Annotated in this window: 19 protein-coding genes; 11 read left to right on the top strand and 8 right to left on the bottom strand. The window is 65.5% G+C overall.

The window, feature by feature from the left end; genetic code table 11:
• The first annotated feature begins 99 nt into the window (after nucleotides 1–99).
• From AC1RMD_RS07900 to AC1RMD_RS07885, 4 genes are all read left to right on the top strand, one after another.
• Nucleotides 100–1,098, top strand: coding sequence for a DUF5694 domain-containing protein (locus AC1RMD_RS07900; RefSeq protein WP_492925329.1), 999 nt, complete (start codon nucleotides 100–102; stop codon nucleotides 1,096–1,098).
• 157 nt (nucleotides 1,099–1,255) lie between these two features.
• On the top strand, nucleotides 1,256–3,427 hold the full coding sequence (locus tag AC1RMD_RS07895; RefSeq protein WP_492925327.1) for a prolyl oligopeptidase family serine peptidase: 2,172 nt from the start codon (nucleotides 1,256–1,258) through the stop codon (nucleotides 3,425–3,427).
• The gene (locus tag AC1RMD_RS07890) at nucleotides 3,424–5,907 is read left to right on the top strand and encodes a zinc-dependent metalloprotease (RefSeq protein ID WP_492925325.1); all 2,484 of its coding nucleotides are present in this window, start codon (nucleotides 3,424–3,426) and stop codon (nucleotides 5,905–5,907) included. Before AC1RMD_RS07895 ends, AC1RMD_RS07890 begins: the two co-directional genes overlap by 4 nt.
• A 182-nt stretch (nucleotides 5,908–6,089) precedes the next feature.
• A complete protein-coding gene (locus tag AC1RMD_RS07885) occupies nucleotides 6,090–7,292 on the top strand; it encodes an ammonium transporter (RefSeq protein ID WP_492925323.1) in 1,203 nt (400 codons plus the stop codon).
• Between the two features lie 3 nt (nucleotides 7,293–7,295).
• On the opposite strand, the gene AC1RMD_RS07880 is transcribed toward AC1RMD_RS07885, so the two are convergent.
• A complete protein-coding gene (locus AC1RMD_RS07880) occupies nucleotides 7,296–7,871 on the bottom strand; it encodes an XRE family transcriptional regulator (RefSeq protein ID WP_020703322.1) in 576 nt (191 codons plus the stop codon).
• A 171-nt stretch (nucleotides 7,872–8,042) separates the two neighbouring features.
• On the opposite strand from AC1RMD_RS07880, the gene kbl reads away from it, so the two are divergent.
• From kbl to AC1RMD_RS07865, 3 genes are read left to right on the top strand one after another with little or no spacing between them, the layout of a single operon-like run.
• Nucleotides 8,043–9,248, top strand: a complete 1,206-nt coding sequence (gene kbl, locus AC1RMD_RS07875) for a glycine C-acetyltransferase (protein WP_492925320.1) — start codon at nucleotides 8,043–8,045, stop codon at nucleotides 9,246–9,248.
• A gap of 26 nt (nucleotides 9,249–9,274) precedes the next feature.
• On the top strand, nucleotides 9,275–10,246 hold the full coding sequence (locus AC1RMD_RS07870; protein WP_492925318.1) for an NAD-dependent epimerase/dehydratase family protein: 972 nt from the start codon (nucleotides 9,275–9,277) through the stop codon (nucleotides 10,244–10,246).
• Nucleotides 10,247–10,277: 31 nt separating this feature from the next.
• A complete protein-coding gene (locus tag AC1RMD_RS07865; RefSeq protein ID WP_492925316.1) occupies nucleotides 10,278–11,681 on the top strand; it encodes an L-serine ammonia-lyase in 1,404 nt (467 codons plus the stop codon).
• On the opposite strand, the gene AC1RMD_RS07860 is transcribed toward AC1RMD_RS07865, so the two are convergent.
• Nucleotides 11,682–14,432, bottom strand: coding sequence for a putative bifunctional diguanylate cyclase/phosphodiesterase (locus tag AC1RMD_RS07860; protein WP_492925314.1), 2,751 nt, complete (start codon nucleotides 14,430–14,432; stop codon nucleotides 11,682–11,684).
• Between the two features lie 190 nt (nucleotides 14,433–14,622).
• Here AC1RMD_RS07860 and thrC point away from each other — a divergent pair, with 190 nt between their 5' ends.
• From thrC to moaD, 3 genes are read left to right on the top strand one after another with little or no spacing between them, the layout of a single operon-like run.
• The gene (gene thrC / locus AC1RMD_RS07855; RefSeq protein WP_492925312.1) at nucleotides 14,623–16,101 is read left to right on the top strand and encodes a threonine synthase; all 1,479 of its coding nucleotides are present in this window, start codon (nucleotides 14,623–14,625) and stop codon (nucleotides 16,099–16,101) included.
• Nucleotides 16,102–16,103: 2 nt separating this feature from the next.
• Nucleotides 16,104–17,318: a molybdopterin molybdotransferase MoeA gene (locus AC1RMD_RS07850; protein WP_492925310.1), complete on the top strand. Its 1,215-nt coding sequence runs from the start codon at nucleotides 16,104–16,106 to the stop codon at nucleotides 17,316–17,318.
• A complete protein-coding gene (gene moaD / locus AC1RMD_RS07845) occupies nucleotides 17,318–17,572 on the top strand; it encodes a molybdopterin converting factor subunit 1 (protein WP_492925308.1) in 255 nt (84 codons plus the stop codon). Before AC1RMD_RS07850 ends, moaD begins: the two co-directional genes overlap by 1 nt.
• A gap of 1 nt (nucleotide 17,573) precedes the next feature.
• On the opposite strand, the gene AC1RMD_RS07840 is transcribed toward moaD, so the two are convergent.
• Complete coding sequence (locus AC1RMD_RS07840) at nucleotides 17,574–17,822, bottom strand: hypothetical protein (RefSeq protein WP_492925306.1); 249 nt, start codon at nucleotides 17,820–17,822, stop codon at nucleotides 17,574–17,576.
• Between the two features lie 38 nt (nucleotides 17,823–17,860).
• On the opposite strand from AC1RMD_RS07840, the gene AC1RMD_RS07835 reads away from it, so the two are divergent.
• Nucleotides 17,861–19,114, top strand: a complete 1,254-nt coding sequence (locus tag AC1RMD_RS07835; protein ID WP_492925304.1) for a TIGR03862 family flavoprotein — start codon at nucleotides 17,861–17,863, stop codon at nucleotides 19,112–19,114.
• Here AC1RMD_RS07835 and AC1RMD_RS07830 read toward each other — a convergent pair.
• The 5 genes from AC1RMD_RS07830 to hpnD form a co-directional block, all read right to left on the bottom strand.
• A complete protein-coding gene (locus AC1RMD_RS07830) occupies nucleotides 19,101–19,907 on the bottom strand; it encodes a head GIN domain-containing protein (protein WP_492925302.1) in 807 nt (268 codons plus the stop codon). The two genes, AC1RMD_RS07835 and AC1RMD_RS07830, sit on opposite strands and share 14 nt — an antisense overlap.
• 12 nt (nucleotides 19,908–19,919) lie before the next feature.
• Nucleotides 19,920–20,717: a DUF1700 domain-containing protein gene (locus AC1RMD_RS07825; RefSeq protein ID WP_492925300.1), complete on the bottom strand. Its 798-nt coding sequence runs from the start codon at nucleotides 20,715–20,717 to the stop codon at nucleotides 19,920–19,922.
• 4 nt (nucleotides 20,718–20,721) lie between these two features.
• Complete coding sequence (locus tag AC1RMD_RS07820) at nucleotides 20,722–20,859, bottom strand: hypothetical protein (RefSeq protein WP_492925298.1); 138 nt, start codon at nucleotides 20,857–20,859, stop codon at nucleotides 20,722–20,724.
• Nucleotides 20,860–20,975: 116 nt separating this feature from the next.
• A complete protein-coding gene (hpnE, locus tag AC1RMD_RS07815; RefSeq protein WP_492925296.1) occupies nucleotides 20,976–22,373 on the bottom strand; it encodes a hydroxysqualene dehydroxylase HpnE in 1,398 nt (465 codons plus the stop codon).
• Nucleotides 22,374–22,380: 7 nt separating this feature from the next.
• Nucleotides 22,381–23,214 (bottom strand): presqualene diphosphate synthase HpnD, encoded by an 834-nt coding sequence (gene hpnD, locus AC1RMD_RS07810; RefSeq protein WP_492925294.1) that lies wholly within the window; start codon nucleotides 23,212–23,214, stop codon nucleotides 22,381–22,383.
• Nucleotides 23,215–23,340 lie beyond the last annotated feature (126 nt).

The raw sequence follows: 23,340 nt of genomic DNA, 5'->3' as shown, positions 1-23,340 counted from the left end.
ATCCCAGGAGGCCCCATGCAGCGTCTACTCGCCGGTATCTTTGTTGCTGCCGTATTTCACGGTAACCTAAGCGCCGCTGAATTGTCCGCTCCGGCGTTCATGCCTGCCGCATTCAAGCTGCAAAGGGGACAGCCGAACGAGCTGATGGTGCTTGGCACCGCCCATCTGTCGCAATTGCCGAAGTCCTTCGATCCCGTCAATCTGAGCCTGCTGATGGACCGCCTCGCGGGCTGGCAGCCCAAGGCCATCGCCATCGAGGCGCTGTCCGGGGCGCAGTGCGCGTATTTGCGCAGCTATCCCGAGCGCTATGACGATACCGTCAAGACCTATTGCTGGGACCCGGCGCCGGCCGCCAGCGCCACCGGCCTGGGCGTGCCCGCCGCAACCGCGCAAGTGGACCGGATGCTGGCCGCGTGGCCGGCGGCGCCGACGGCCGGACAGCGGCGCAAGCTGGCATCGCTGTTGCTGGCGGCCGGCGAACCCGCCTCCGCAACGGTGCAGTGGCTGCGCCTGCCGCCCAGCGAGCGGCACGCCGGCGACGGCCTGAACGACAAGCTGGTGGAGATCCTGGACGGGCTGCGCCTGAAGCGCAATGAAGACTACCTGATCGCCGCCGCCCTGGCGGCCCGCTGCGGCCATGAGCGGGTGTACCCGATGGATGACCACACGGCCGACTCCAACGTCGCCGATGAAAAAGCCTACGGCGCGGCGATCATGAAAGCCTGGGATAACCCGTACAACGCGGCGCGCAAGCGCCAGGACGACGCCCTGCGCGACGGGCTGGCGACACCGGCCGGCGTGCTGGCGCTGTACCGGGCGTATAACAGCGCCGGCGCCGCCGAGCAGGTCTTCCGCGGCGACTTCGGCGCGGCGCTGGAAGAGCCGTCGCCCCAGCATTTCGGCCGCGGCTACGTCAGCTATTGGGAGGCGCGCAATTTGCGGATGGCCTCCAGCATCCGCGAGGCGTCGGCCTTGCAAGCTGGCAGCCGTACCCTGGTCGTCGTCGGCGCGTCGCACAAAGGCTACCTGGAAGCCTACCTGAACGCGATGCACGACGTCCGCATCGTCAGCACGGACGCCCTCTTGCGCGCCGAATAAAACACGCCGATAACGCATTCCTATCATTGCTTATTTGTCACAAAGCAAGCTATGATCGACCGCGTGGCGGGGTGTAAGCACCCGTGTCATTGAACGCCGGCGGCGCCGTAGCCCGGTCCGCCGCTTCCGAATATTCTTCGATCTTATGGACTTTCGCATGAAGCATTTGAAATGCGCGGCCCTGGCGGCCGCCGTGCTGCTGGCGCACAGCGCCTCCGCCCAAACCTGCGCCGTTTCCGGCCCCGGCATGAACTACCCGGTCACCCGCACCGTCGACCAGACCGACGACTACCATGGCGTCAAGGTGGCCGATCCCTACCGCTGGCTGGAAGACGCCAACAGCGACGAGACCCACGCCTGGGTCGTCGCGCAGAACAAGCTGACCCAGGACTACCTGTCGCAGATCCCCGGCCGCGACGCCATCAAGACCCGCCTGACCAAGCTGTGGAACTTCGAGCGTTTCAGCGTGCCGTTCAAGGAAGGCGGCCGTTACTTCTACAGCCGCAACGACGGCCTGCAAAACCAGGCGGTGCTGTACACGATGAAGACGCTGGCCGACGTGCCGCGCATGCTGCTCGATCCGAACACGCTGGCCGCCGACGGCACCGTCGCGCTGGCCGGCCTGGCGGTGAGCCCGAACGGCAAATACCTCGCCTACAGCACCGCCGCTTCCGGCTCCGACTGGAACGAGATCAAGGTGCGCGACATCGACAGCGGCAAGGACGTCGATGACCACATCAAGTGGGTCAAGTTCTCCAGCACCGCATGGCTGCACGACGGCTCCGGCTTCTTCTACAGCCGTTACGACGAGCCGAAGGAAGCGACCAAGCTGGCCGACGTCAACTACTTCCAGAAGCTGTACTTCCACAAGATCGGCACGCCGCAAAGCGCGGACACGCTGGTCTACGACCGTCCCGACCACAAGGACTGGGGCTTCGGCGGCGAAGTCACCGAAGATGGCCGCTTCCTGATCATCACCGCTTCGCAAGGCACGGAGAACAAGAACCGCGTCTACTACAAGGACCTGTCGCGCAAGGACGCCAAGGTGGTGCCGTTGCTGGAGGAGTTCGACGCATCGTATAACTTCATCGGCAACGACGGCCTGGTGTTCTGGTTCCGCACCGAGCGCAATGCGCCGCGCGGCCGCATCGTCGCCATCGACACCCGCAAGCCTGGTGTGCTGAACTGGAAGCAGATCGTGCCGGAGACCGCCAGCACCATGGTGTCGGCGTCGATCGTCAACAACCAGCTGCTGGTGGACTACCTGAGCGACGCCCACAGCGTGGTCAAGGTGTTCGACCTCAAAGGCAAGCCGCTGCACGACCTCGAGCTGCCTGGCCTGGGTTCGGCGGGCGGCTTCGGCGGCAAGCGTGGCGATGCGGAGACCTTCTATTCGTACACCAGCTTCACCACCCCGACCACCATCTACCGCTACGACCTGAAGGCCAACAAGAGCAGCGTGTATCGCCAGGCGAAAGTGGACTTCGACCCGGCCGCGTTTGAAACCCGCCAGGAGTTCTTCACCAGCCGCGACGGCACCAAGGTGCCGATGTTCATCGTCTCCAAAAAAGGCCTGAAGCTCGATGGCAGCAACCCGACCTACCTGTACGGCTACGGCGGCTTCAATGTGTCGCTGACGCCGTCGTTCTCGGTCGCCAACCTGGCCTGGTTGGAAATGGGCGGCGTCTACGTGATGGCCAACCTGCGCGGCGGCGGCGAGTACGGCGAATCGTGGCACGCGGCCGGCACCAAGCTGCAGAAGCAGAATGTGTTCGACGACTTCATCGGCGCAGCCGAGTGGCTGGTCGCGCACAAGGTGACGTCGCCGGCCAAGCTGTCCATCGGCGGCGGCAGCAACGGCGGCCTGCTGGTCGGCGCGGCGATGACGCAGCGTCCCGATTTGTTCGCGGCGGCGATCCCGCAGGTGGGCGTGCTGGATATGCTGCGCTTCCATAAATTCACCATCGGCTGGGCGTGGACTTCGGACTACGGCTCGTCCGACAACGCCGAGGAGTTCAAGGCGCTGGTCAAGTACTCGCCGCTGCACAACCTGAAGAAGGGCACCTGCTACCCGGCGACCATGATCACCACCGCCGATCACGACGACCGCGTGGTGCCGGCCCACAGCTTCAAGTTCGCCGCGACCGCGCAGGCCGACCAGGCGGGCGCCGCGCCTATCCTGATCCGCATCGACAGCAAGGCGGGCCACGGCGCCGGCAAGCCGACCACCAAGCAGATCGAGGAAGTGGCGGACCGCTGGGGCTTCCTGAGCCGGGCGTTGAAGATGGATGGTGCGACGGCGGCCGTCAAAGCGGCAGGCCAGCAGTGAGGGCCGCGCCAGTCGCCGGGCCGCTGCTGTGCGCCATCCTGATGCTGGGCGTGGCGCCGGCGGCGCCGGCGCTGGCGGCAGCCGCCGAAGGCGCGCCCGCGCCTTCGGCAAAGAAGATCGCCGATGTCACGCGCGGCCTGCAAGCGCAGCCGGGCTTCATCGACCTGTGGCGCGACACGGACAAGGGCAGGGTGCTGCTGTCCGTGTCGGCGCTGCAGCAACCCTTTCTGTTATTGAGTTCCTTGCCTTATGCGCTGGGCTCGAACGACGTTGGCCTGGACCGCGGCCAACCGGGCGAGATGCGCATGGTGCATTTCGAGAGGCACGGTGCGCGCCTGTTCCTCGTGCAGGAAAATACCAACTTCATCGCCGCCTCGGCCGACAAGGATGAACGCGCCGCCGTCACCGAATCGTTCGCCAGCGGCGTGCTGTGGTCCGGCGAAATCCTTGCCAGCGAAGGCGAGCGCCATCTGATCGATTTCTCCAGCTTCCTGCTGGCGGATCGCCACGGCGTCGGCGCGCGGCTGACCGCCACCAAGCAGGGTGCGTATCAGATCGATGCGGCGCGCAGCGCGGTGCTGGCGGAGCAGGCCAAGGCCTTCCCCGACAACGTCGAACTGGAAGCGCTGCTGACATTTGGCGGCCCCGGACAAGCCGAGTATGTGCGCCAGGTCGCGGCCGACGCCAACAGCCTGTCGCTGCGCCAGCGCATCAGCATGGTGCGCCTGCCTGCGGCGGGCTGGCAACCGCGCACTTATCACCCATATTCCGGCGGCTTCGACGTCAACTACTACGATTTCGCCACGCCGCTCGCCAGCAGCATCGACGTGCACTGGCAGGTGCGGCACCGCCTCGAGAAAACCGATCCGTCGGCGGCGCTCAGCACCGTCAAGAAGCCCATCGTCTACTACGTCGACCGTGGCGCGCCGGAGCCGGTGCGCTCGGCGTTGATCGCCGGCGCTTCATGGTGGGCCAGCGCCTTCGAGAAGGCCGGCTTCAAGGACGCCTACCGCGTAGAACTTCTGCCGGAAGGCGTGGATGCGATGGACATCCGCTACAACGTGATCCACTGGGTGCACCGCGCCACGCGCGGCTGGTCCTACGGGAACGCGCTGGCCGATCCGCGCACCGGCCAGATTATCCGGGGCGCCGTCACGCTCGGCTCGCAGCGCGTGCGCCAGGACATCCTGATCGCCGAGAGCCTGCTCGCGCCGTACGGCAAGAACGCCCCGGCCGACAAGCAGAAGCTGGCCGAGGCGATGGCGTTGGCGCGCCTGCGCCAGCTGGCCGCCCATGAAGTCGGCCACACGCTGGGCTTTGCCCACAACTTCGCGGCCAGCCGCATGGGCAATGGCTCGGTGATGGACTATCCGCATCCCATCCTCAAGCTGGACGCCAAGGGCAATGTCGATATCGCCGACGCCTACGGCGTCGGCGTCGGCCCGTGGGACGACTACATCGTCAAATACATCTACGGCGATTTCGGCGGCGGTGCGCAGGAACAGGCCGCGCTGGCCAAGCTGCGCGCCGACGCGCGCGCGGCCGGCATGCTGTACTCCGGCGACCAGGACGACCGCTCGCCCGGCTCCAGCCATCCGGACGGCTTGTTGTGGGACTTCGGCCCGGACTCGATCAAGACCTGGGACCAACTTGGCGCCGTGCGCCAACGCGCGCTGCAGACCTTCTCGGTCGACGTGCTGCCGGATGCCCGGCAGATCGGCGAACTGGAAGCGCGGCTGGTGCCGGTCTACCTGCTGCAACGCTACCAGGGCGAAGCGCTGGCGCGCCTGATCGGCGGCGGCGATTTCGATTACGCCAGCAGCGGCGAGGTCAAGGCCGGCCTGGCCAAGGCCGGCATCAAGGCCACGCCGGCCGCCGTGCAGCGCCAAGCCCTGAACCGGCTGGCGGACAGCCTGCGCGCCGAATACCTGGCGCTGCCGGCCGGCGTGCTCGATATCCTGACGCCACCGGCGATGGGCCATGAGCGTAGCCGCGAATACTTCGCCACCCGCATGGATACGGTGTTCGACGCCTTCTCGGTCGCCGAGGCGGGCGCCGCGCAGACCGTCGGCTTCCTGCTCGATCCGGCCCGCATCAACCGCGTCGCCTGGCAGCACGCGCGCGATGCGCAGCAGCCCGGTGTGCAGGAAGTGCTGTCGCTGCTGCTACAAAAGACCTGGAAGCGCGAGCCGGTGCCGGCCTCCGTGGCCGGCGGCGAGGCGGTGCAACTGGCGGCCAACTGGGTGGTGATCGACGCCACCTTGCATCTGCTCGATGGCGGCAAGCTGCACCCCCAGGTCGACGCGCAAGTGCGCCAGGCCGCGCGCGAACTGGCGCAATGGCTGCAAAAGAACCCCGGCAAAGGGGTTGCCGCCGACAGCCGCAAGCAGGCGGCAGGGCTGATTACTGCCTACCTGACAGATCCGCGCAGCGTCAAACTGCGCGCCATGCCCCTTATCCCACCCGGCGCACCGATCTGACCACAAATACCGTGCGCACCAAAATGACGCCTTATTTCGGTGCGCACGGCCTTGGTGCAAGTTCATGCACAAAATAAAAACACCTTGAAATCAAGTACTTAAAATTTGCACCAAATTGGAACGATTATTGCTTTTATCGATACTCGTAACTAATTTTTGCATTATTTTGGGGAGAGATTTTGATGGGTGGATACAAAGACGGCGCCGACGCATTGTTCATATTGCTTGGCGCCATCATGATTTTGGCCATGCATGCGGGCTTCGCGTTCCTGGAGTTGGGCACGGTGCGCAAGAAAAACCAGGTCAACGCGCTGGTCAAGATCCTGGTGGATTTCGCGGTATCGACGATCGCCTACTTTTTCGTCGGCTACAGCATCGCGTATGGCGTCAATTTCTTCTCCTCGGCCGAGGTGCTGGCCGCCAAGAACGGCTATGAGCTGGTTAAATTCTTCTTCCTGCTGACGTTTGCCGCCGCCATCCCGGCGATCATCTCGGGCGGCATCGCCGAGCGGGCGCGCTTCCATCCGCAATTGATCGCCACCGCGCTGCTGGTCGGCCTGGTCTATCCGTTCTTCGAGGGGATCGTCTGGAACCACCGCTTCGGCGTGCAGGAATGGCTGGCGTCCGCGTTTGGCGCCGAGTTCCACGACTTCGCCGGCTCGGTGGTGGTGCATGCGGTCGGCGGCTGGATCGCGCTGCCGGCGGTGCTGCTGCTGGGCGCGCGCCGTGGCCGCTACATGAAGAACGGCGCCATCGCCGCCCATCCGCCGTCGTCGATTCCCTTCCTGGCGCTGGGCGCGTGGATCTTGACGGTGGGCTGGTTCGGCTTCAACGTCATGAGCGCGCAGGCGTTGGACAAGATGAATGGCCTGGTCGCCGTCAACTCGCTGATGGCGATGGTCGGCGGCACGCTGGTCGCGCTGCTGATGGGGAAAAACGATCCCGGTTTCGTTTACAACGGCCCGCTGGCCGGCCTGGTGGCCGTCTGTGCCGGCTCCGACCTGATGCACCCGCTGGGCGCGCTGGCCACCGGTTGCATCGCGGGCGCCGTGTTTGTCTGGATGTTCACCCTGGCGCAGAACAAATGGAAGATCGACGACGTGCTGGGGGTATGGCCGTTGCACGGCCTGTGCGGCGCCTGGGGCGGTATCGCGGCGGGGATCTTCGGCCAGAAGGCGCTGGGCGGCATCGGCGGCGTGTCGTTCGCCGCGCAGTTGGGCGGCACCTTGCTCGGCGTGGCGATCGCGCTGGTGGGCGGCTTCGCCATCTACGGCGTGCTGAAGGCCACGCTGGGCCTGCGCCTGGACCCGGAAGAAGAGTTCCAGGGCGCCGACCTGGCTATCCACCGCATCAGCTCCACGCCGGAGCGTGAATCGAACTGGTAGCAATTAACGGTGTATCACCACCAGCAGCGCCTTCGCCTCGGTCTTGCCGACGTTGCGGATGATGTGCTGCTGGTCCCCCGGGTAGCGCGCCGTGCTGCCCAGCTTCATCTTCTTCTTGTCCGGTCCGACCTCCACTTCCACTGTCCCGTGCAGCAGCGTCAGGTGCTCCTGCGCGCCGGGATCGTGTCCCTGCGAAGCCAGTTCGCCACCCGGCGCCAGCGTCAGTTCATACCACTCGTACTTGCTGGCCAGTTCCAGCGGACCCAGGATGCGCAGCACGTAACCGGCGTGATGGCCGGGCAGGGTGGGGATCTCGTGCGCCTCGATCACGCGGACGGTCTCCGTCTGCCGTTCGGCCGTCGCCAGCAATTCGCCGATCTGCACGCCGAGCGCATTGGCCAGCCGCCAGGTGATGGCGATGGTCGGATTCGCCTTCTCACGTTCGATTTGGGACAACATCGATTTGGAGACGCCGGCGATGCGCGACAGGTCTTCCAGTGTCAGGCCACGGGCCAGGCGCAGCCGCTGGAGCGCGGCGCCCACTTCTGGAGGGGCATTCGTCGAAACGGGAGTTTTCATTGTTTTATTCGGCAGATAGGCTAAATTTCAAGTGAATCGCTGCGCGCGCATGGCTTGCGCAGTGCACTGGTGTTCTGTAAAATTCGATATATTGAATTTTAGTTCGACATAGCGGATTTCGCATAAGGCAGTGTAATTGCGGTGAAATCGTACCACACACAGGGACCCATCATGACCATTCCAGCTAAAACCAGCTTCTTCAGCGGCCTGCAACAGAACCTCGACCAGTTGCGCGAGCAGGGCCTCTACAAGCCAGAGCGCGTTCTGGCTTCGCGCCAGGGCGCGGAAGTGACGAGCGAAGATGGTCGAATGCTGATCAATATGTGCGCCAACAACTACCTGGGCCTGTCCGGCCAGGAATGGGTGGCGCAGGCCGCCATCGAGGCAACTGAGAAGTATGGTTACGGCCTGTCGTCGGTACGTTTCATCTGCGGCACCCAGACCGTGCACAAGCAGCTGGAGCAGGCGATCTCCAAGTTCCTCGGCACCGAAGACACCATCCTGTACGCGGCCGCCTTCGACGCCAACGGCGGCGTGTTCGAGCCGCTGTTCGACGAGAACGACGCCATCATCTCGGACGCGCTGAACCACGCCTCCATCATCGACGGCATCCGCCTGTGCAAGGCCGCGCGCTTCCGCTACGCCCACAACGACATGGCCGACCTGGAAGTGCAGCTGCAGGCGGCCGCCGGCAAGCGCCATAAAGTGATCGTCACCGACGGCGTGTTCTCGATGGACGGCACCATCGCCCAGCTGGACCGGATCTGCGACCTGGCCGACAAGTATGGCGCGCTGGTGATGATCGACGAATGCCACGCCTCCGGCTTCATGGGCGCGACCGGCCGCGGCACCCACGAGCACCACAACGTCATGGGCCGCATCGACATCATCACCGGCACCCTGGGCAAGGCCCTGGGCGGCGCGATGGGCGGCTTCACCTCGGCGCGCAAGGAAGTGATCGACATGCTGCGCCAGAAGTCGCGTCCTTACCTGTTCTCGAACACGCTGGCGCCGTCGATCGCCGGCGCTTCGCTGGCCGTGTTGCAAAAGCTGTCGGAATCGACCGAGCTGCGCGACCGCCTGCACGAAAACACCGCTTTCTTCCGCAAGGAGATCGAGCGTATCGGCTTCACCATCAAGCCGGGTACGCACCCTGTAGTTCCTGTCATGTTGTTCGACGCGCCCGTCGCGCAGAAATTCGCGGCACGAATGTATGAGCTGGGCGTTCTGCTCAGCGGCTTCTTCTACCCCGTGGTCCCGATGGGCCAGGCGCGGGTGCGTGTCCAACTGTCCGCGGCCCACACCCGCGAGCAGCTGGAAACCGTGCTCAAAGCATTCGAACAGGCAGGCCGTGAGCTCGGCCTGCTGAAGAACTAAACATGAAAATCGTCAGGAACAATAATATGAACACTCAAGTACGCATCCTCGTCATCGGCGCCAATGGCCAGATCGGCAGCGAGCTGGTAGAGGCGCTGGCCGCCCAGCACGGCGCGCAGAACGTCATCGCCGCCGACATCAGCCCGACCAATCTGTACAACGCGGCGCGCTACACCACGCTCAACGTGCTCGATAAGGTCGCGCTGTCGGCGCTGGTCGCCGACGAAGGCATCACCCAGGTCTACCAGCTGGCGGCGATGCTGTCGGCCACCGGCGAAGCGGCGCCGCTGAAAGCCTGGACGCTGAACATGGACGGCCTGCTGAACATCCTGGAAGTGGCGCGTGAGCGCGGCGCCATCGGCAAGCCGCTGCGCATTTTCTGGCCTTCGTCGATCGCCGCCTTCGGCCCGAACACCCCGGCCGTCGACACGCCGCAAACCACGGTGATGGATCCGACCACGATCTACGGCATCAGCAAGCTGGCCGGCGAGCGCCTGTGCGAGTACTACTTCATCAAGTACGGCGTGGACGTGCGTTCGATCCGCTACCCGGGCATCATCAGCTTCAAGTCGCCTCCGGGCGGCGGCACCACCGACTACGCCATCGCCATCTTCCACTCGGCGCTGCGCGGCGAGCGCTATGAATGCTTCCTCGGCCCGCAGACCGCGCTGCCGATGATCTACATGCCCGATGCGATCCGCGCCACCATCGAATTAATGGACGCGCCGGTCGAGCAAGTGAAGGTGCGGTCGGCATACAATGTGGCCGGCGTGTCGTTCAATCCGGAGCAGCTGGCCGCGGCGATCACCCGTGCGCTGCCGGACTTCAAGATCGGCTATAAACCCGACAGCCGTCAGGCGATCGCCGACACCTGGCCGCAAAGCCTGGACGACGCCACCGCCAGCGCCGACTGGGGCTGGAAAGCCCGCATCGGCGTTGACGAGATGGTCGCCGACATGCTGGCCAACGTCGATGTCCACCTGGGCAAAGCGGCATAATTCAACCCACTATAAAAAAGCGAGACAACTGATGGACATGAGCGTATTCGACCTGTTTAAAATCGGCATCGGGCCGTCGAGTTCCCACACCGTGGGACCGATGGTGGCGGCCCGCCGTTTTCTTCTCGATAGCGCTCCGCTGGACGACGTCACCGGCGTCACCGCCGAGCTGTATGGCTCGCTGGCGCTGACCGGCATCGGCCACGCCACCGACAAGGCGGTGATCCTCGGTCTGATGGGCGAAACCCCTCAGGATGTGGTGCCGACCAGCGTCGACCCGCAACTGGCGAAAGCTGAAGCGGCGGGTGAGCTTTTGTTGTTGGGCGCCCACAAAGTGCCGTTCAAGCGCGGCACAAACTTGATCTTCCACATGGCCGAATCGTTGGCCGAGCACCCGAACGGCATGCGCTTCACGCTGACCCGCGCCGACGGCAGCACCTTCGGCAAGGTGTACTACTCGGTCGGCGGCGGCTTCATTAAAGAGGAGGGCGAAGCCCACCAGGCCGCGCCGACGGTGGGCAGCGCGCCCGCCGCCGCGATCCCGTTCGCCTTCGACACCATGGACCAGTTGCTGGCCCACGGCGAACGCACCGGCCTGACCATCCCGCAGATGCTGCGCACGAACGAAAACGTCAAACGCACGGACGAGGAAGTGAACGCCGGCATCGACAAGATCTGGCAGGTCATGCACGACTGCATCGCCCACGGCCTGGACACGCCGGGCCAACTGCCGGGCGGCTTGAACGTCAAGCGCCGCGCCGCCAATCTGTGGAAGCAGGCCAGCGACGCCAAGGCCTCCGACAACCGCGCCAACGACTTGCCGCACGACGCGTTGCATCAGGTCAGCCTGTACGCGATGGCGGTCAACGAAGAAAACGCCGCCGGCGGCCGTGTCGTCACGGCGCCGACCAACGGCGCGGCGGGCATCATCCCCGCGGTGCTGCGCTACTACGCGGAAGACTGCAAACCGAGCGACCCGGTCACCGGCGTGCGCAACTTCATGCTGACGGCGGCCGCCATCGGCATGCTGTGCAAGCGTAACGCCTCGATCTCCGGCGCCGAAATCGGCTGTCAGGGCGAAGTGGGCGTAGCCTGCGCGATGGCGGCGGCCGGGCTGGTGGCGGCGCTGGGCGGCAGCAACGCCCAGATCGAGAACGCGGCCGAAATCGGCATCGAACACCACCTCGGCATGACCTGCGATCCGATCGGCGGCCTGGTGCAGATTCCCTGCATCGAGCGCAACGGCATGGGCGCGGTCAAGGCGATCACCGCCGCCTCGCTGGCGTTGAAGGGCGACGGCACCCACTTCGTCAGCCTCGACGAAGTGATCGAAACCATGCGCCAGACCGGCGCCGACATGCAGGCCAAGTACAAGGAAACCTCGTTGGGCGGCCTGGCGATCCATGTGATCACCGTCAACCACGCGGCCTGCTGATTATCCGGGGCGGATCGATTCCAGCATCAGCTGCTGGAACGCCGCCGGCAGCACTGGCTTGCTGAAGTAATAGCCCTGCACCTCGTCGCAGTGCTGTTCATGCAGGAAGGCCAGTTGCTCGATGGTTTCCACGCCTTCCGCGATCGTCTTCAGCCCCATGCTGCGCGCCATGTTGATGATGGCGCTGACGATGGCCCGGTCTTCGACATCGGTGCTGATGTCGCGGACGAAGGACTGGTCGATCTTCAGCTTGTAGACCTTGAACTTCTTCAGATGGCTCAGCGACGAAAAACCTGTGCCAAAATCGTCGATCGACATGCGCACGCCGCGTTCGTGCATCTCGTTCATGATCGCGATCGCGCCCTGCGGATCGTTCACCGCCACCGCCTCTGTCAGCTCCAGCTCCAGGTATTCGGGCGGCAGGCCTTCTTCTTCCAGTATCCGCGAGATCAGCTCCGGCAGCTCGCGGTTGCGGAACTGGATCGCCGACAGGTTGACCGCCATGACGACCGGCGGCAGGCCCTGATCCAGCCAGGCGCGCGCCTGGCGCACGGCCTGGCGCAGCACCCAGCTGCCGATCGACTGTATCAAGCCGCTTTCCTCGGCGGCTGGAATGAATTCCGCCGGCGACACCGGCCCCAGTTCCGGTGTGCTCCAGCGCAGCAGCGCCTCCGCGCCGACGATGCGCCGGTCGTCCAGCGATAACTGCGGCTGGTAGACCACATGCATTTGCTCGCGCTCCAGTGCATAGCGCAGCGCGTTGACCAGTTGCAGGTGGCGCGCGGCGCGCTGCTGCATGGCGGCGGTGAAGAAACGCAGCCCATGCCGGCCGCTGTTCTTGGCCTGATACATGGCGGCGTCGGCCCTTTGCAGCAGGGTTTCCATGTCGGCGCCGTCGGCCGGGTACATGGCCACGCCTATCGATCCCGTCACTTTCAGGTCGTGCGGTCCGACGCGGAACGGCTGGTCGATCAGCTCCAGCAGCTTGCTCGCCACATCGGCCGCTTCGTCGGCATTCACCTGTTGTAGCACGAAGATAAACTCGTCGCCGCCCAGCCGCGCGACGATGTCCTGTTCGCGCAGTCCGCCGCGCAGACGCTTGGCCAGTTCGCACAGCAACTCGTCGCCGACGCTGTGGCCCAGCGAGTCGTTGATGTCCTTGAAGTGGTCCAGGTCCAGCATCATCATCGCCAACGGCGCCTGGTTGCGGCGCGCCATGGCAAGTGCCAGGTGGGTGTGCTCCTGCAGCTGCGCGCGGTTCGGCAGGCCGGTCAGGGGATCGAAGTGCGCCAGGTACTGTATGCGTTCCTCGGCCCGCTTGCGGTCGGCCTGCTGGTCGAAGTTCTTCAGCGCGAACTCGACATCCAGCTGCATTTCCAGCAACAGTGTGCGTACCTCGTCGTCAAAGGCGTTGATCGTGCTGGCGTAGTGCGAGAACATGCCGACCACGCGGCCATTGCGGCGCAGCGGTATCGCCGCCGACGCCGCCCAGCCGTAGCGGGCGCCGATCTCATGCCAGGCCGTCGTTTCCGGCGCGTTGACGAAGTCCTGGCACCAATAGGGCTCGGCGCTGCGGAAGGCCAGGCCGATCGGGCCTTGTCCCTGCGGCACGTCGGCGTCCAGCGAGATGCGCAGGTTGGCCAGGTATTCGGTGCCGCTGCCGGCGGCGGCGGTCCTTGTGATGCTGCCGCTGGCATGATCGATCGTGCCGATCCAGGCCATCGCCATGCCGCCGTGGGTGACCACCGCCTGACAAATCTGTTCGAACAGTTCGGTCTCGCTGCGGCAGCGCACGATGGCCTGGTTGCACAGGCTGAGCGCCGAATACAGGCGGCTGACGCGCCGCATGTGCTCCAGCGCCGCTTCGCGTTCGCGGTCCAGCCGCGCCAGGCTTTGCTGGGTTTCGGCCAGCCAGCCCCAGACGCTGTTGCCGGCGTTGGGCGCCACCGCCAGCGGCGCGGCGAAGTCGCCCCGGCCCAGGCGTTCGATGGCGGCGCGCAGTTGATCGACGCCGCAGCCCAGTGCCGCGTCCAGGTTGCGCTTGGTGCGCCACAGGAGCACCACCAGCAGCAGCGAGATCAGCGCGAACACGGCACGGGCGATGCGGGCGTCGAAGGCCGCGTCCTCGACGGCCTCCCGGGTGCGCCGGTCGACGCTGGCGTTGACTTCGGCGATGGGCCGCATGATGCCCGCCTTGGCTTGATGGTAGGCGCCGTCGTAGAGCATGGCCACGGCGGCGGCAGGCACCTGCGCGCCGGCGCTGGCTCGCATGGCGATGGCCGCGTGCTCGGTGCCTGTCAGCTGGTCCGACTGCTGCTTGGCCGCCGAGAGGTGGGCCATTTCCTCGCCGCTGAATCCGGCCCGGCGCATCATCTCCAGCAGTGGGATGGCGGCGCCGGCGGCGCGCGGACGGCGCGTCGGCTCCAGCACCAGGTCCCAGTAGACATTGTCGTAGCTTTGCGGACGCGCAGCGCGGCCATCGCGGATCTCGATGATTTCCTGATAATGCAGCCGATACCGCTCATCGCCGGTGACCACGAAGCTGCGCGCCATGCGGGTCAGGTCGTCCGACGACTGGCGCAGTTCATCGACCATATTGTGGGACAGATAGCGCTGTTCATTGGCCTGGTCGATGCGCCTTTCCGTCCAGACATAGACCGCAAAAGCCAGGATGGCGATGAGCAGGCACCCCAGGCATAGCCAAAGAAAGTCTGCAAAACGGAGCGGCTGGCGGGTGTCTGGCGAGGTCATTGCATGGAGAGTCGTCGAGGCGTGGCATTTAGTATAAGGGCTTGGCCGAGCGCAAGGCCAGCCCCGCAGCCGGCGCCGATAGACATAAAACAACGCCGATTTCACGGGAATCGGCCGGGCGCACTATAATATCCGCTCGCTTTGTACCGTTCTGCCTTTTATCCGTCAGCTCAACCGGACTTTCTAATCTATGCAATACGTGTCTACCCGCGCCGCCGCTTCGGCCGCCGCCTCGTCTTCCCAACAATTCTCCGACATCCTTCTGGGTGGCCTGGCCGTCGACGGCGGCCTGTTCCTGCCGGCTTCGTACCCGCAAGTGACCGGCGCCGAGCTCGATGCATGGCGCCAGCTGTCCTATGCCGACCTGGCCTACGAGATCCTGAAGAAGTTCGCGACCGATATTCCGGATGCCGACCTGCGCGCCTTGACCGCCAAGACCTACACCAAGGAAGTCTACAAGAACGCCCGCCAGGGCGAAAAAGCCAGCCAGATCACGCCGCTGCGCATGCTGGAAGAGGGCGCCAACGGCACCAGACTGATGTTGCAGGCGCTGTCCAACGGCCCGACCCTGGCCTTCAAGGACATGGCGATGCAATTGCTGGGCAATCTGTTCGAATACACGCTGACCAGGCAGAACGCGCAACTGAACATCTTCGGCGCCACCTCCGGCGACACCGGCAGCGCCGCCGAATACGCCATGCGCGGCAAGCAGGGCATCCGCGTCTTCATGCTGTCGCCGCACAAGAAAATGAGCGCCTTCCAGACCGCGCAGATGTTCTCGCTGCAGGACCCGAACATCTTCAACATCGCCATCGAAGGCGTGTTCGACGACGCCCAGGACATGGTCAAGGCGGTCTCCAACGACCTGCCGTTCAAGGCCAAGCAGAAGATCGGCACCGTCAATTCGATCAACTGGGCGCGCGTGGTGGCGCAGGTGGTGTACTACTTCCGCGGCTACCTGGCGGCGACCACGTCGAACGACCAGAAGGTGTCGTTCACCGTGCCGTCGGGGAACTTCGGCAATATCTGCGCCGGCCACATCGCCCGCATGATGGGCCTGCCGATCGCCAAGCTGGTCGCCGCCACCAACGAAAACGACGTGCTCGATGAGTTCTTCCGCACCGGCGTCTACCGCGTGCGCAAGTCGGCCGAGACCTACCACACCAGCAGCCCGTCGATGGACATTTCCAAGGCGTCCAACTTCGAGCGCTTCATCTACGACCTGGTGGGCCGCGACGGCGAGCGCACCCGCGCGCTGTTCCAGAAGGTGGAAACCCACGGCGGCTTCGACCTGTCCGGCAAGCCGGGCGCCGACGGCGACGAGTTCAAGCAGGTGGGCAAGTACGGCTTCAAGTCCGGCAAGTCCACCCACGAAGACCGCCTGAACACCATCCGCGACGTGGCCGACGACTACGGCATCGTCATCGACACCCACACCGCCGACGGCATCAAGGTCGCGCGCGAGAACCTGGAGCCCGGCGTGACGATGATCGTGCTGGAAACCGCGCTGGCCGCCAAGTTCAACGAGACCATCCTCGATGCGCTGGGCGAGGACGCCGAACGTCCGGAAGGCTTCGAGAACATCGAGGACCTGCCGCAGAAGTTCGTCGTCATGCCGCCGGACGTGGAGAAGATGAAAGCCTACATCGCGGCCAACACCGGTCTGTAACGATGAGCGCACACAAGCCCCTGCTGCCGGTCGGCGAAGCGCTGGCCCTGATGGCCGCCGCCGCGCGGCCGGTGACCGAAGTGGAAACCGTGCCGACGCTGACGGCCAACGGCCGCGTGCTGGCGAAGGCGCAGGTATCGGGCATGAATGTGCCGGGCATGGACAACACGCAGATGGACGGCTATGCGGTGCGCGCCGCCGATTGCGTCAGCGGCAACGCCGCGCTGACGGTGTCGCAGCGCATACCGGCCGGCCACGTCGGCCAACCCTTGCTGCCGGGGACCGCTGCGCGCATCTTCACCGGTGCGCTGATACCGGAAGGCGCCGACGCTGTCGTCATGCAGGAACAGTGCGAGCTGGCGGGCAATGTGGTGACGGTCCGCCACGCGCCCAAGTCCGGCGAATGGATACGCCGCGCCGGCGAGGACATCACCAACGGCAGCATCATCCTGCCGGCCGGTACGCGCCTGCGCAGCCAGGAGCTGGGCCTGGCCGCTTCGGTCGGCCTGGCCGAGCTGCCGGTCAGGCGTCGGCTGCACGTGGCCGTGTTCTTCACCGGCGACGAGCTGGCGATGCCGGGCGAGCCGCTGGCGCCCGGCGCCGTCTACAACTCCAACCGCTTCACTTTGCGCGCGCTGCTGGAAAACCTGGGCTGCGAGATCACCGACTTCGGCATCGTGCCCGACTCCCTGGACGCCACCCGTTCGGTGCTGCGCGAGTGCGCGCAAGGGCATGACCTGATCATCACCTCCGGCGGCGTCTCGGTCGGCGAGGAGGATCACATCAAGCCGGCCGTCGAGGCGGAGGGCAAGCTGAATATGTGGCAGATCGCCGTCAAGCCGGGCAAGCCGCTGGCGTTCGGCGAGGTGGGGCAGGCCTTCTTTGTCGGCTTGCCTGGCAATCCGGTGTCGAGCTTCATCACTTTCCTGATGTTTGTGCGTCCGTTCATCCTGCGCCTGCAAGGCGTGACGGAGCTGCTGGCGCCGCGCGCGTTCATGATGCGCGCCGACTTCAACTGGCCCAAGGCCGACAAACGCAACGAGTTCCTGCGCGCGCGCATCAATGCCGCCGGCGGGCTCGAATTGTTCAATAACCAGAGTTCGGGCGTGCTGACGTCGACCGTGTGGGGCGATGGCGTGATCGACAATCCGCCCGGCCAGACCATCGCGGCCGGCGACACGGTTCGATTCATACCGTTTAGCGAGTTGATGCACTGATGGCTGTTACCGTAAAATTTTTCGCCAGCGTGCGCGAGTCGCTGGGCGCGTCGTCCGAGACGCTGGAGTTGCCGGCAGGCGTGGCCACGGTCGGCGCCCTGCGCGCCCACCTGGCCGCGCGCGGCGACGCCTGGCAGCAGGCCTTGGGCAGCCCGGCCTTGCGCATGGCTTGCAACCAGCTGATGTGCGGCGCCGACACGGCGCTGGCCGATGGCGCCGAGGTGGCGTTCTTCCCGCCGGTGACGGGCGGCTAGGCTACGGCTTCTTGCCCTTGCCGGCGTTGCGGGCGGCGCCCAGATCGTCGCACATGCCGCAGGCCTTGGCGTTGCAGTAGCGGCGCCAGGCCGCATAGGTGAAGATGCCTGCCGCCGCCAGCGCCCACACGGCGGCGCTCAGATAATCCTCGCGCGTGGTCGAGCCTTTGATCCATTCCACCGCCGCCAGTATCACGAACAAAGGCACGGCGGCCTGCAAATAGCGTTTAATCCAAAACATCGCGCCCATCTTGTCTCCTGTAACTATGCTTCTATCGGACCGAATTCATGCAGTCTAGTTTGACACCTTTTCGCGTTGCCGTCATCGGTGGCGGTCCCGCCGGCCTGATGGCCGCCCAAACCCTGGCGCGGGGCGGGGCGCAAGTCGACGTTTATGACGCGATGCCTTCGGTCGGCCGCAAGTTCCTGCTGGCCGGGCGCGGCGGCATGAACATCACCCACGCCGAGCCGTATGCGGATTTCGTCACGCGCTACGGCAAGGGCGCCGCGCCGCTGCGCGCCATGCTCGACGCCTTCGGCCCGCAGGATGTGCGCGACTGGGTGCATGGGCTGGGCGTCGATACCTTCGTCGGCACCTCGGGCCGTGTGTTCCCGGTCGACATGAAGGCGGCGCCGCTGCTGCGCGCATGGCTGCATCGCCTGCGCGAGAGCGGCGTGCAGTTCCACATGCGCCACCGCTGGCTGGGCTGGCGCGACGACGCGCTGGTGCTGAACACGCCCGACGGCGAGCTGCTGATGCGCGCCGACGCGGTGGTGCTGGCGTTGGGCGGCGGCAGCTGGGCGCGACTGGGCTCGGACGGCGCGTGGCTGCCTGTGCTGGCTGAACGCGGCGTCGGCGTGGCGCCGCTGGCGCCGGCCAACTGCGGCTTCGACGTCGACTGGAGCGAGCATTTCAGCAGCCGCCACGCGGGCGAACCGCTGACCACCGTCGCCATCATCTCCACCGGCGCGGATGGCAAGGAGTTCCGCAAGCAGGGCCAGTTCGTCGTCACCCAGGGCGGGGTCGAGGGCAGCTTGATCTATGCGCTGTCGGCCGCCTTGCGCGAGCAGATCGGCGCCGACGGCGGCGCCACGATCCACCTGGACCTGTTGCCGGACTTGCCGGCGCAACGGGTGGCGGACGAGGTGGCGCGGCCGCGCGGCGCGCGCTCGATGGCCAGCCATCTGCAAAGCCGCCTGGGCATCAAGGGCGTCAAGGCCGGCTTGCTGCGCGAGTGTTTGAGCAAGGAACGCTACGCCGACGAGGACCAGCTGGCGCAGGCGATCAAGCGCTTGCCGCTGCGCCTGCTGCGCGCCCGTCCGATCGACGAGGCGATCAGCAGCGCCGGCGGCGTGCGTTGGGATGCGCTGGAAGGGGCGATGCTGAAATCCGCGCCGGGCGTGTTCGTGGCGGGCGAGATGGTCGACTGGGAAGCGCCGACCGGCGGCTATCTGCTGACGGCCTGCCTGGCCGGCGGCCAGGCGGCGGGACGCGATGTGCTGGCCTGGCTGGGCCGCAAGCAGGCGACTATTCCCAGGTGACGTCGCCGGAACCGGTGCGGCTGACGTTGCGGTGGTCCGGATTGCCCATGACGCGGATATCGCCGCTGCCGCGCAAGGTCAGGTCCGCCGACTGCTTGGCGAAGACATGGCTGGTGCCCGAACCCTTCAGGTTGACCGTCACCTTGTCCGACGACAGGTGGCGCGCATCGAGGTCGCCGGAACCGGTCAGTTCCGCGTTCAGCGTCTTGCAGCTGCCGGACGACGTAATCTGGCCCGAGCCCACCATCTCCAGTTCCACGTTCTCGCTGCTGCCTGCGTTCAGGGTCAGGTGGCCGCTGCCGTGGGCGCTGGCGGTCAGTTCGCGATAACGTCCGGTGAAGTTGACGTTGCCGGAACCGTGCAGTTGCAACTCCAGCTTGTCGCCGCTGAAGCCGCTAACCTTGGTCTCGCCGCTGCTGCGCACCGCCAGTTCCTCCAACTGCGGCAGCACCAGCTCCACCTGCAAGGGATGGCGCGGATTGAGCAGCATGCCCTTGGTGCCGATGTGCAGGTCGCGGCCATCCTGGATGGTCTCGATATTGGCCAGCGAACGCTGTTCGCCGCGCACCTTCAGCGACGCCACCGGACCCTGGATCAAAATCAGGTCGATCGGGCCGCTGAGCTCGACGACGGTGGCCATGGCGTCGATCTTGCGGGTTTCGCTGCCGAGGGCGCGGCCGGCCGAACTGGTCGGGCTGGTGCTGCCGTAGGCCTTCAGCATGCTGTAGCTGACGCCGATCAGGACGAAGGACAGCAGCAGCAGGCTGGTACCGATTTTTAATAATGCGCGCATGGTCATGACTCCTTAGCGTCCGCGAAGCAGGGACAGGTTCATTGCTACATACCGTTTCAGACCGATCATGGTGTAGCGGGTGACGACGATGCTGACCAGGCACAGCCCGATCCCGCCCAGTATCAGGCCGAAACCGATCAGCGACTGGCTGGTGCGGGCGCCGTTGTCGAAATCGGTGGTGATGTGCAGGTCGCCGGTGGCAACCGCCTCGGCGCGGTTCAGCAGGCGGCCGCTGCGGCTCAGGTTCTCGTCGCCGCTGTTGCTGGTGTCGCTGCTGTCCGGGTCCTTGCTGACCTGGACGCCCATGTTGTTGATGGCCATGCGCCAGCCCTGGATGTCCTCTTCCTCGTTCGGGTCGAAGTGCGAATTGGTGAACTCCATCACATGGCGCAGCGGGCCTTCCAGCGCCAGCTCGTTCTGGCCCGACAGGCCGCTGGACACCAGCGCGATGCCGGCGATGTAGAAGGCGAAGGCGGAAACGTAGACAGCGCCCAGCAGCGAGGCATACACCATCGCCGGGATCACCATGAACAGGTTGAAAATGCAAAGGCCGATGAAGGAGACCAGCACGCGGGCCAGGTTGAGCGGGGTTTTCTTTTGCTCGAAGGCGCCCAGGTGCAGATTGGCGCGCAGCGTCATGGCGACCTTGCGCGGTTCGTCGAGCTCTTGGTAGACCTCTGCTTCGCTGCGGCCGGCCACCAGGCCGTCGATAAAGCGCTGCTCGTAGTAGGCCAGGGTCTTGGCCACCGTTTCCGGCGGCAGGCCGTGCATGGCCTGTTTGAGCGCGTCGAGGTATGCCTGCTTGTTCATGATGTCAAATACCTAATGTTGCGCTGCTGTGTGCCATGGCCATCGCGCCGCTCGCCACCGGTGCGGTCTGCACGATGGATACCGTGCTGGCCGCGACGAAGGCGATCAAGGCAAGGATTTTCAAGCTGAGAGAGATGTTCATGTTGATTCCAATATATGTCTTTTGTCGATGGTGCTACTGTACGCAAGCGCTCGCCCGGATGCCAACGGCATGTGACAGGCTGCATAAATGGCGGGGCAGGCGACAAAAACGGGGGACTAGATGGTAGCCCCCTTGAGCAAGCCGGCGGCGGCGACGCCGCTGCGCACCGCCGATTCCAGCGTGGCCGGGTAGTCGCCGGCGGTATAGTCGCCGGCGATGACCAGTCCCGGCAGGCCGCTGGCGTTGTCCGGCCGCGCCAGGCCGGGCGTGCAGGCGTAGGTGGCGCGCTTCTCGGTGATGACCTTGAACCAGGCCGGTCGTCCCAGCTCCGGCCGCTGGAATACCGCCGCCAGCTGCACCGCGACGGCTTCGGCCAGCAGGTCCTGGCGTTGGGCGGCGGCGCTGCCGGAGGCGCTGATGACCACCGCCAGCAAGCCGGCCTGTTTGGCGTCGAGCTGGCCGCGGTCGAACACGAACTGGCCCCATTGATACTGTTGCGGGTCGTCCAGCAGGGCGAAGAAGGGCAATTCCAGCCGCGTGGCCGGATCGTATTGCAGGTAGCAGGTGGTGATGGCTTCCGGCTCGAAGGCGGTCAGCTGGCTGCACAGGGCCGAGGTGTCGCAATCGGGGATGCCGTGCAGCAGGGCGGCGGTCTGGCTGGGGCCGGTGGCCAGCACCACGCCGCTGAAATAGGTGCTCCAGTTGCCGCCGACGGCCGCGCCGCTGATGTCGAGCTGCCACAAACGGCCTTCGATCGAGCGCAGCGCCTGCACCTTGGCGCCGGTGCGCACCGAGCCGCCGTGCGCTGCGACGTAGGCCGCCGCCGCCTCGGGCAGCAGGGCGGACAGGTCGACCCGCGGCAGCAGCATGTCCGAGGCGCTGCGTTTGGCGCCCAGGCTGTCGCGCAGCACGTTGAGGAAGACCTGGGCCGAGGCGCGTTCCGGCGGCGTGTTCAGCGCGGCCAGGCACAGCGGGCGCCACATCAGCTGGATCAGGCGCGGGGTTTGATCGAAACGCTCCAGCAGCTCGGTCACGCTGCAATCGGCGTGCAGGGTCCAGCCCATCCAGCGCGCGCTGGTGGAGAAGCGCGCCAGGCTGAGTTTATCGGCCCGTTCCAGGCCCTTGGCGCGCAGCAGCGCCAGCGCCAGGTGCAGCGGCGCGGGCAAGGGTAGGCCGGGCGCGACGAAATCCATGCCGCCGCTGCCGGCCGGGTAGCGCATTTGCAGCGGCAGGGACAGCAAGGCCGTATCGCGGTCGACGCCGGTCCGCCGCATCAGCCGCAGCGTTTCGCTGTAGGCGCCCAGCAGGATGTGCTGGCCGTTGTCGAGGTGGCGATGGTCGGTCTCGATGCGGCGGGCGCGGCCGCCCAGGGTGCGGGCCGCTTCGAACAGCGTGACCTTGTAGCCGGCGCGCGCCATCTCGACGGCGGCGGCGCAACCGGCCCAGCCGCCGCCGATCACGGCCACCGAACGCGAGGTCAGGCCCGGCTCGAGCTTGCCGGCGCGCTTGTTCATGCCTACCTCAGCCACGAATGTAGGTCTTCCACGCCAGCCAGAGCTTGCGGATGGGCGTCAGCGAGATGCGCTGGGTGAGGACATGGTAGCCGTCGGCTTCCACTTCGGTCAGCAGCGTGCGGTAGATGGCGGACATCATCAGGCCGGGACGCTGGGCGCGGCGGTCTTCCTGCGGCAGCAGCGCGAATGCTTCGTCGTAGACCTGTTGCGCGCGGGCGGCCTGGAAGGCCATCAGCTTCTCGAAGTTCTCGCTGTGGCGGGCGTTGAGCAGGTCGGCGGCGGTGACGTTGAACTGTTGCAGCTCACTGATCGGCAGGTAGATGCGGCCTTTGCGCGCGTCTTCGCCGACGTCGCGGATGATGTTGGTCAGCTGGAAGGCGTGGCCCAGTTTTTCCGCGTATTGCAGCGTTTCCGGCCTGGTCGCGCCGAAGATGCTGGCCGACAGGATGCCGACCACGCTGGCCACGTGCCAGCAGTACTTGCTCAGCGCCGCATAGTCGAGGTAGCGGGTCTGGTTGAGGTCCATCTCCATGCCGTCGATGATGGCTTGCAGGTGTTGTTGCTGCAGCTGGTAGACAGCCAGGTGCGGTTGCAGCGCCTGCGTCACCGGGTGGGTCTGCTGGCCTTCGTACATATTGGCGATTTCCTTGCGCCACCAGGATAGTTTGATGCGGGCGATCGACTCGTCGGTGCATTCGTCGACGGTGTCATCCACTTCGCGGCAAAACGCATACAAGGCGGTGATTGCACGGCGACGCTCCGCTGGCAGGAACAGGAAGCTGTAGTAGAAACTGGAGCCGCTCTGGGCGGTCTTTTGCTGGCAGTAGTCGTCGGGAGACATGGATAAAAAAGCAAGGATGACATCGAAGCCGCTATTCTATAGGTTAAGTGTAACAATGTGGCCACTGTCGGCACAGCGGCGGCGGATTGGGGTAGAGTTCATTGTTCTTAATTAGATAAGATTGCT

This window comes from Duganella sp. GW822-FHT06D06 (genome assembly GCF_058799615.1).
This window is presented reverse-complemented; position numbering and strand designations above follow the sequence as displayed.